This is a genomic window from Pseudomonas sp. HMWF006 (genome assembly GCF_003061205.1).
In the GTDB taxonomy this organism is placed as follows: Bacteria; Pseudomonadota; Gammaproteobacteria; order Pseudomonadales; family Pseudomonadaceae; genus Aquipseudomonas; species Aquipseudomonas monsensis.
The window spans coordinates 9,849-17,460 of the sequence record NZ_QAIU01000154.1; the positions used below are offsets into that span (position 1 = coordinate 9,849).

Annotated in this window: 13 protein-coding genes and 1 pseudogene; 9 read left to right on the forward strand and 5 right to left on the reverse strand. The window is 60.5% G+C overall.

Features of this window, described 5'->3' with window-relative positions; all coding sequences use genetic code 11:
• On the reverse strand, window positions 1-255 hold a 255-nt coding region (locus tag DBR24_RS31595), incomplete at its 3' end, for a gamma-glutamyltransferase (RefSeq protein ID WP_256591301.1).
• A gap of 151 nt (window positions 256-406) precedes the next feature.
• On the opposite strand from DBR24_RS31595, the gene DBR24_RS06075 reads away from it, so the two are divergent.
• On the forward strand, window positions 407-919 hold the full coding sequence (locus tag DBR24_RS06075) for a methylated-DNA--[protein]-cysteine S-methyltransferase (protein ID WP_123462517.1): 513 nt from the start codon (window positions 407-409) through the stop codon (window positions 917-919).
• Between the two features lie 132 nt (window positions 920-1,051).
• Here the strand turns inward: DBR24_RS06075 and DBR24_RS06080 are convergent.
• The 3 genes and pseudogenes from DBR24_RS06080 to DBR24_RS06090 form a co-directional block, all read right to left on the reverse strand.
• Window positions 1,052-2,053: pseudogene (locus tag DBR24_RS06080) on the reverse strand (chitinase); the annotation flags it as partial.
• Window positions 2,054-2,095: 42 nt separating this feature from the next.
• Complete coding sequence (locus tag DBR24_RS06085) at window positions 2,096-2,731, reverse strand: lytic polysaccharide monooxygenase auxiliary activity family 9 protein (RefSeq protein ID WP_123462513.1); 636 nt, start codon at window positions 2,729-2,731, stop codon at window positions 2,096-2,098.
• A gap of 222 nt (window positions 2,732-2,953) precedes the next feature.
• The gene (locus DBR24_RS06090) at window positions 2,954-3,391 is read right to left on the reverse strand and encodes a hemerythrin domain-containing protein (protein ID WP_123462512.1); all 438 of its coding nucleotides are present in this window, start codon (window positions 3,389-3,391) and stop codon (window positions 2,954-2,956) included.
• A gap of 149 nt (window positions 3,392-3,540) precedes the next feature.
• Between DBR24_RS06090 and DBR24_RS06095 the strand changes: the two genes are divergently transcribed.
• Window positions 3,541-3,966, forward strand: coding sequence for an N-acetyltransferase (locus DBR24_RS06095; RefSeq protein ID WP_128614204.1), 426 nt, complete (start codon window positions 3,541-3,543; stop codon window positions 3,964-3,966).
• 122 nt (window positions 3,967-4,088) lie between these two features.
• On the opposite strand, the gene DBR24_RS06100 is transcribed toward DBR24_RS06095, so the two are convergent.
• Window positions 4,089-4,439, reverse strand: coding sequence for a hypothetical protein (locus tag DBR24_RS06100; RefSeq protein WP_123462508.1), 351 nt, complete (start codon window positions 4,437-4,439; stop codon window positions 4,089-4,091).
• Between the two features lie 134 nt (window positions 4,440-4,573).
• On the opposite strand from DBR24_RS06100, the gene DBR24_RS06105 reads away from it, so the two are divergent.
• The 7 genes from DBR24_RS06105 to DBR24_RS06135 form a co-directional block, all read left to right on the forward strand.
• Window positions 4,574-4,903 (forward strand): DUF6388 family protein, encoded by a 330-nt coding sequence (locus DBR24_RS06105; RefSeq protein ID WP_123462960.1) that lies wholly within the window; start codon window positions 4,574-4,576, stop codon window positions 4,901-4,903.
• A 25-nt stretch (window positions 4,904-4,928) separates the two neighbouring features.
• Window positions 4,929-5,633: a YoaK family protein gene (locus tag DBR24_RS06110; RefSeq protein WP_128614205.1), complete on the forward strand. Its 705-nt coding sequence runs from the start codon at window positions 4,929-4,931 to the stop codon at window positions 5,631-5,633.
• A gap of 94 nt (window positions 5,634-5,727) precedes the next feature.
• Complete coding sequence (gene tusD, locus DBR24_RS06115) at window positions 5,728-6,120, forward strand: sulfurtransferase complex subunit TusD (protein WP_128614206.1); 393 nt, start codon at window positions 5,728-5,730, stop codon at window positions 6,118-6,120.
• Window position 6,121: 1 nt separating this feature from the next.
• Window positions 6,122-6,478 carry a sulfurtransferase complex subunit TusC gene (tusC, locus tag DBR24_RS06120; RefSeq protein WP_123462504.1) on the forward strand — a complete coding sequence of 119 codons (357 nt, stop codon included), beginning with the start codon at window positions 6,122-6,124 and terminating at the stop codon, window positions 6,476-6,478.
• Window positions 6,478-6,771 carry a sulfurtransferase complex subunit TusB gene (gene tusB, locus DBR24_RS06125; RefSeq protein WP_123462502.1) on the forward strand — a complete coding sequence of 98 codons (294 nt, stop codon included), beginning with the start codon at window positions 6,478-6,480 and terminating at the stop codon, window positions 6,769-6,771. Before tusC ends, tusB begins: the two co-directional genes overlap by 1 nt.
• A complete protein-coding gene (locus DBR24_RS06130; protein ID WP_123462500.1) occupies window positions 6,768-7,103 on the forward strand; it encodes a TusE/DsrC/DsvC family sulfur relay protein in 336 nt (111 codons plus the stop codon). The genes tusB and DBR24_RS06130 overlap by 4 nt, the downstream gene beginning before the upstream one ends.
• 14 nt (window positions 7,104-7,117) lie before the next feature.
• Window positions 7,118-7,612: glycosyl transferase family protein (locus tag DBR24_RS06135; RefSeq protein ID WP_177490449.1), on the forward strand; the 495-nt coding region annotated here is incomplete at its 3' end.

Consider the following 7,612-nt stretch of genomic DNA (forward strand, 5'->3'; position numbering starts at 1 on the left):
CATGAAACCGCCGCCACCGAGGTTGCCCGCCGCGGGATAAACCACCGCCAGCGCATAACCGACGGCAACCGCCGCATCTACCGCGTTACCGCCGCTTTTCAGTACATCGACACCGACATGCGTGGCCAGATGTTGCGCCGTGACGACCATACCGTTCTCGGCGGCAACCGGGGCCACCGAAGCAGCGTGAGCCATAAGGCAACTGAGTGCCAGTGAGGTCGCGATCAGCGATTTGGCCAAAGGTTCGTACTTCATGAGTCGATCTCTTTTTTTGTTTTAGGGGCTGTGCAAAACAGAGGGGAACGCTTCAAGAGCAACAAGCAGTATGGTCGGCTTTGCGTATTGCGCCTCCCCGATCAGGCAGTATGCTGAGCGCTGTTCATCCTCTGATCCGGAGCTGGTCACCATGTCGTATACGTTCATCACCCTGCCCTCACCGGTCGGTGAGCTGAAGCTGGTCGCGAACGGTTCACGACTGGTGGCCATCCTCTGGGAAAACGACAAACCCAATCGCGTACGTCTCGGGCCGATGAGCGAGGCGCCGGACAATCCGCTGCTGATGAAAACCGCTCGGCAACTTGCAGAATATTTTGCCGGACAAAGGCATTGCTTCGATCTGGAGCTGGACTTTGTCGGCACCGACTTCCAGAAAAAAGTCTGGGCGGCGCTGCTGACCATTCCGTTTGGCGAGACGCGAACCTATAGCCAGATTGCCGAGCAGATCGGCCATCCCGCTGCCGTGCGGGCCGTCGGTGCGGCCAATGGGAAAAATCCGCTTTCAATTGTTGCGCCGTGTCATCGGGTGATTGGTGCCTCGGGGAAATTGACCGGGTTCGCCGGGGGGCTGGAGGCCAAGGAGCGCTTGCTGGTGCTTGAAGGTGGGCAGCGGCCGGGCACGGGACGGCTGGAGGGTTTTTAAAGAAAAGATCGCAGCCTTCGGCAGCGCCTCCAGGGGACTGAATTTCAATGGAGGTGCTCTTTTGATCGCTAAGCAAAGAGCCCGGCAGCGCTACCGGGCCCTTTGGCTTACTTACTCAGCCAGCTTCACTCCATTGATCAGCGGACCATAACGCTGGCTGAACTCCCAGTTGTACGGCACATGATCCTTGCTGCTGCCGTTGTCCCAGTTCACCGACCAGGTCATCAGCCCCTTGATCGGATGCCCCTTGATTGCCAGACGCTTGAGCGCATTGCCCACCGCCGCTTTGTCGATCACGTAACCGGTCGCCGCCGCATCGACGTTGGCCGGCAAGCCGATGACGAACTTCTCGGCAGGAATCCTGGTGAACCCGCGAGTGCCGGTCACCAGGCTTTCGGTCAGGTAATACAGGAAGTCCTCCTTCAGCGCATCGTTGTTCTGGGCGATCCACGCGCCAGCGCCGCTGTTGGCCTCCGGCACCCAGATGCCATCGCCGCCCTGGTTGTAGAACTGCGGGGCGATGAAGTCGTAGTAGCCTTCCAGCGCTTGCAGGTAACCGACATATTTGCCGGTGCTGGTCAGGTACGGAAACTCCGGTGCCATGCTGATGATGAAGTGCTTGCCCTGGCCTGCGTAGTGATCCTTGACCAGTTTCAGCGCAGCCGGCAGGACGGTCTTGTTGGCAGCGGAATCAATCGCGCTCTGTTCAAGATCAATGTCCAGCCCGTCGAAGCCGTAGGTTTCCACCAGACGGATGATTTCGTTGGCCAGTGGCTGTTCCTGCCCCGCGCGCAACTCGATCTGCGCATCGGCGCCACCGAGGGAAATCAGCACCGCCCGGCCCTGACTGTTGAGAACGCCGACCTGGCGGCGGAACTCGGCGTCGGACAGGTTATACGGCCTGAAGGTTGGAATCCCGCTGCCCTTCATGAACGCCACGGCAACCACGTTGTATTCCTTGGGCACCGCTTCCAGAGCGAGCTCGGCGAAGCGCCCCTGACGGTAGCCGTCGCTCGGCCCCGCGGGCCAGTTGTGCCAGAAGCCCATGAGGATCTTTTTACCGGCGATGCTTGGCATCAGTGAGGCGGCATCGCTCGTGGTGTTTTGCATTAAAGAAAAGTCGATCTTTGACATGTTCTAATCCTTCAGAACGTGTGGGTTCAGGGTGATGACGACTTATTTGAAGTCGACGTCGAAGGCCTGATAGAAGGCGTTACCGGTGTTGGCGACGATCCACATCAGCACGATGACGTGGTGGCCCTTTTTGTTGGCCGGCAGTTTCACCGCGTGATTGACCTTGGCCTTCAGCTCATTCGGATAGCTGTAGTAAGGCACCTGCGTGTAAAAATCCTCGAAGAACGGCTGGGCTTCCAGTTGCGCACGGGTGATGCGTTGTTTCGGGTCCCAGCCATCCTTGGTGATCAGCCAGCGATAGCCACGAGTGGTGTGTGGCGCGGTGTATTCCCATTGGATGTCGAGGGTCTGCCCCGGGGTGACATTGAGCAGCGGCCAGGTGAACGGGCGGCCGAGTTTTTTGCTCATCTCTTCCTGGGTGAAGTTCACGCAGTCACGGGCATCGGTCTTGCCACCGCTGAGGATGTAGCCATCGGCAGGCGGCGTGACACTGTCGGAGTCAGTCTGGTAAGGCGCCGGAAAAGGCCCGGCAGCCAGCGCCGGGAAATTCTTGCCGCCTTCCATTTCGTTGACCTGCCAGGCGCCGAGCAATCCTTGCTCGATCGCCACCGCACCGCGGCTGGCCGGGGAGATGACGCGACCGTGTCGCAGTTGGGTTTGTGCTTGTGGTTGATTCATGTTTTTCACTCCGTTGATTTAAGAACTCTCCATTCCGAGGAGAGGCCTTCAAGCTAACGGAGGTGATTTTTTTGTCCATCGGCGGTTTTGTCGCAGCCTGCCGGGACACAATCGGTAAAACAGCGAAAATACTGGATATATGTACAGTTAAGTGCGGCGAATCTCACTCGACGCATAGGCAAAGACCTACACGTCAAGGTTACGAAATCGCGCATTCACGCGTCACGGCAGTTGCGCCTGGAACTCCTTTTCGTATTGCCCGGCCAGCTGTTCTTTCTGTTTGTCGTCGAGCAGTTTCCCGGCCATCTGGAAGAACTTCTGTTCCTCTTCCTTGAGGTGATGGTGCACCTTGTCCGAGAGTTTTTTCGCGGTCGCGAGCCACGCCGGACTGGACATCTCGGTCTCGTCGAGCTCTTCCATCATTTCGTCCATCTCATGGTGTTCGGAAATGGCGTGGCGGCTGAGATCGACACCGTTGTCGAATTCCATCAGCGGGATATAGAAGTGGCGCTCTTCAGCGGTTTCATGGGCCTGCAGTTCGGCCTTGAGCTGCTTGTAGGCTTCAACGCGCTCCGGCGTATCGCCGCTGGTCGCGATCAGGGCTTTGGCGTAGGTACGCTGGCGGTCATGGCTTTCACGAAGGGCTTCAAAAATATTCATGGGGGGTCCTCATCAACCGCGTGCTGGAATGACGCTGTAAAGGCTAGACCGCAACGCGGGAGCGGCGGTTCCAAACGGTTGGGGCAAGGGCTTTGAAGATGCCCCCAAGACAGGCTAGGCTGCGGGTTCACACTACAAGGACGTCACGCATGAAGTTGCGCATCGAGCAGTCGCAGAACAACACCGAAGAAGAACGCCAGGCCATTCTGGCGCCCCTGCATGCCTACAACGTCGCCAAGGCCGGGATCGCGGTATCGGAGCCGCTCACCCTGCTGGTGCGCGATGATCACAACCAGATCCTTGGCGGGCTGTATGGGCGGCTGGTGTGCCAGTGGCTGTTCATTGATTTGCTGTCAGTGCCCGAGGCTGGCCGCGGTCAGGGTGTTGGATCGAAGCTGATGCGCATGGCCGAAGACCTGGCGCGGGAGAAAGGCTGCATCGGGGCATGGCTCGACACCTTCGACTTTCAGGCGCCGGCGTTCTACGAAAAGCTCGGGTATAGCCAGTTTGGGGAAATCGACGACTACCCGCCGGGACATAAACGGCATTTTTTCCAGAAGCGCTTGATCGTTTGAATGGGCCGGCCCCTTCGCGGGCAAGCCTGCTCCCACAGGTTTTGTGGTGAGGCTGAAATCTTCAGCGACACACAAAATCCTGTGGGTTTGCCCGCGCTGAGGCTGGCCGCATCAATGCATGATCAAAGGCAGGTCGCCAACGCCGCCAAGCGCCGCTTGGCGACAAAATCATCCTTTTGCACGTAGTAATTCAGCGTCGTGCCCGACGGCCCGGTCGTCACATCGACAAACGACTCGGCGGAACGCGTGTACACCGTCGTACCCCCCTGTTTGCGCGGTTCCAGATAGGCGGCGGCATCCACGCCGAACACCGCTTCGTCCTGCCAGCCGAATTGCACGCACTGGGCCACGATTTTCTCGGGCTTGTCCGAGGTCATGACTTTGTACGGCGTTCTCGTGCGAGCATCATCCATCACCGAACCCGCGCACCCGGCCAGCAGTGTTGCCGCCAGCGCTACCATCAGAATTCGCATTGTTTTCGCTCAGTCAGAAAAAAGCGGACTGTAGCACCGCAGCGGCAGGAATCGTTCTGCTTTACTGCATTTATCACGCGACACACGCCGACAGCTACGGCAACCTACGGTCATCAGCCTCACAAGGAAAACCCATGGCGCCTACCGACCAGCGACATGAACATGCCCTGCAACTGTTTCTCGACGCGCGACCTGACTTGCGCGAAACCCTCGACAACCTCAACCCACTGCTGGCCCAGGCCAAAGGCGAAACCCAGGCCCAGTATCGCGAAGAGCGTCTGCACGAAGCATTTGAGGCGGAGGCCGAGAGCAAGGGCCTGTTTGCCTGGGAACTGACCCTGCAACTGACCACCGATTCGCCGCAGGAATATCGCGCGCAGCGCCTGGAGGTGCATCGCGAAGTCGCAGAGATGGCTGGCATGGACTGGCTGGAATACTGCGACCTGTATGGCATAGAACCTTAATCGCCGCGCAAGGACACCTGCACCCATGCTGCCATCCGCCTCGACCCACCGCGCCAGCCCCGGCCACCTGCACACGCAAAAGTGGCGCGGGCGTGTGGGCCTGGCGCTGGTGGCCAGCCTATCGGTACTCGCGGGCATGACCGATGCGATCGGCTTCATGGCCAGCGGCGACTTTGTGTCGTTCATGAGCGGCAATACCACACGCCTGGCCGTGGCGATCAGCGATGGTGATTTCGGGCTGACCGTGCGCCTGGTGATCCTCGTCGCGACCTTTATTGTCGGTAACGCCTTGGGCGTGCTCGTTGCTCGCCTCGGCGGCCGCCGGGCGCTGCCGCTGCTGCTGTGTATCGCCACCCTGCTCTGCGCGGCGGCGGTCTGGCCGTATGACGCACAATTGCCGGCGCTGCTGGCGGCGATCATTGCGATGGGCATGCTCAACGCGTCGGTCGAGGAAGTGAATGGCCTCCCGGTCGGGCTGACCTATGTCACCGGCGCCCTGTCACGTTTCGGCCGTGGCCTGGGCCGCTGGTTGCTCGGCGAACGCCGCAATGGCTGGCGGGTGCAGCTGGTGCCGTGGAGCGGGATGTTTATCGGCGCGATTCTTGGCGCGGTGCTGGAACACCATTTTGGCCTCAAGGCGATGTTGGCCAGTGGTGTACTGGCCGCGATGCTGGGCGTGCTGTCCCTGGCCATTCCGCGTCGTTGGCAGTTGGGCTACATGCCCCGTTGAAATGCGACCCTGTGGGGTCATGTGCATGACTTCGGTTTCGCGGATGACTTCATAAAGCTTTATCATGGCCGCAGTTTCGCTGATCGAGTCCGTCATGAAGTTCGCCATTGCGCTGTTTTCCGCCGCCCATGCGCCCTCCTCGCGCCGCGCCCTGCTGTTTGCCCAGGCGGCACTGGCCGGGGGGCATGAGATTGTCCGGCTGTTTTTCTACCAGGATGGCGTCTACAACGCTTCCGACGCGGTGGTCACCCCGCAGGACGAACTCGACCTGCCCAAACAATGGCGTGCGTTCATCACCGAGCAGCAACTCGATGGCGTGGTGTGCATCGCCGCCGCCCTGCGCCGTGGTGCCTTGAACGGCGAAGAAGCCAAACGCTATCAGCGTGACGCCGTGTCCGTCAGCGCGCCGTGGGAGCTGTCCGGTCTTGGCCAGTTGCACGACGCCGCGCAGGATGCCGACCGTTTGATCTGTTTCGGAGGCGCATGACATGGCCAAATCCCTGTTGATCATCAGTCGCCAATCGCCTTGGTCCGGCCCCGGCGCCCGCGAAGCACTGGATATCGTGCTGGCCGGTGGCGCCTTCGACCTGCCGATCGGCCTGCTGTTTCTCGACGACGGCGTGCTGCAACTGGCCGCCGGGCAAAACGCCAAAGCCTTGCAGCAGAAGGACCTGAGCGCCAACCTGCAGGCGCTGCCGATGTTCGGTGTTGAAGAACTGTTCTATTGCGCCGACAGCGCCAGCCTGCGCGGGCTGAGCGATCTGTCGCTGGACGAGGCGCAGCCGCTCGCCGCCGAGCAAATCACCGCCCTTATTGACCGTTACGACCAGGTGATCACCCTCTGATGTCGACTTTGCATGTGTTGTCTCATTCCCCGTTCGGCGACGATCGCCTGAGCAGTTGCCTGCGCGTGATCGGCACGGCCGACGCCTTGCTGCTGTGCGGCGACGCCGTGTATGCCTTGCAATCCGGCACCGCGCCATTCACGGCGCTGCAAAGCCGTCAGCTGCAACTGTTCGTCCTCACCGAAGACGCCCAGGCCCGCGCCCAGCAGATTCCGGATTGGGCCGAAGCTATCGACTACCCGGCCTTCGTCGAATTGTCGATCCACCACGACAAGGTCAACAGCTGGCTATGAATTCCCTGACCGTCGGCACCCGCGCCATCGAACTGGACAAGGATGGCTTTCTGGTTGACCTCGCAGACTGGTCCCACGATGTCGCGGGCGCCCTCGCCGCCGCCGAAGACATCGAACTGACCGCCGAACACTGGGAAGTCCTCGAACTGTTGCGCAGCTTTTACGCCGAATTCCAGCTGTCGCCGGCCACGCGCCCGCTGATCAAGTACACCGCGTTGAAACTCGGCGCGGAAAAAGGCAACAGCCTGCACCTGAACCGACTGTTCAAAGGCACCCCTGCCAAACTCGCCGCGAAACTGGCGGGCCTGCCCAAACCGACGAATTGCTTATGACTGACTTTCCAGCGCTGACCCTCGAAACACCCGCCGAGCACCCGTTCGCTCAATTTGTGCGGATCCTCGGCAAGGGCAAGCGCGGCGCCCGCGACCTGACCCGCGAGGAAGCCCGAGAGGCGATGGGCATGGTGCTCGACGATAAGGTCGAAGACACCCAGCTCGGCGCCTTTCTGATGCTGCTTCGGCACAAGGAAGAAAGCGCCGAGGAAATGGCCGGTTTCACCGAAGCCTTGCGCGAGCGTTTGCAGACGCCGGCGCTGAACGTCGACCTCGACTGGCCGACCTACGCTGGCAAGAAACGTCATCTGCCGTGGTACCTGCTGGCGGCCAAATGCCTGGCGCAAAACGGTGTGCGGATTTTCATGCATGGCGGCGGCGCCCACACCGCCGGGCGCCTGTATACCGAGCAACTGCTCGGTGAACTGCAGATCCCGTTGTGCCGCACCTGGCAACAGGTCGGCAGCGCACTGGATAACGGCGGCCTGGCGTTCATGCCGCTGATGGAC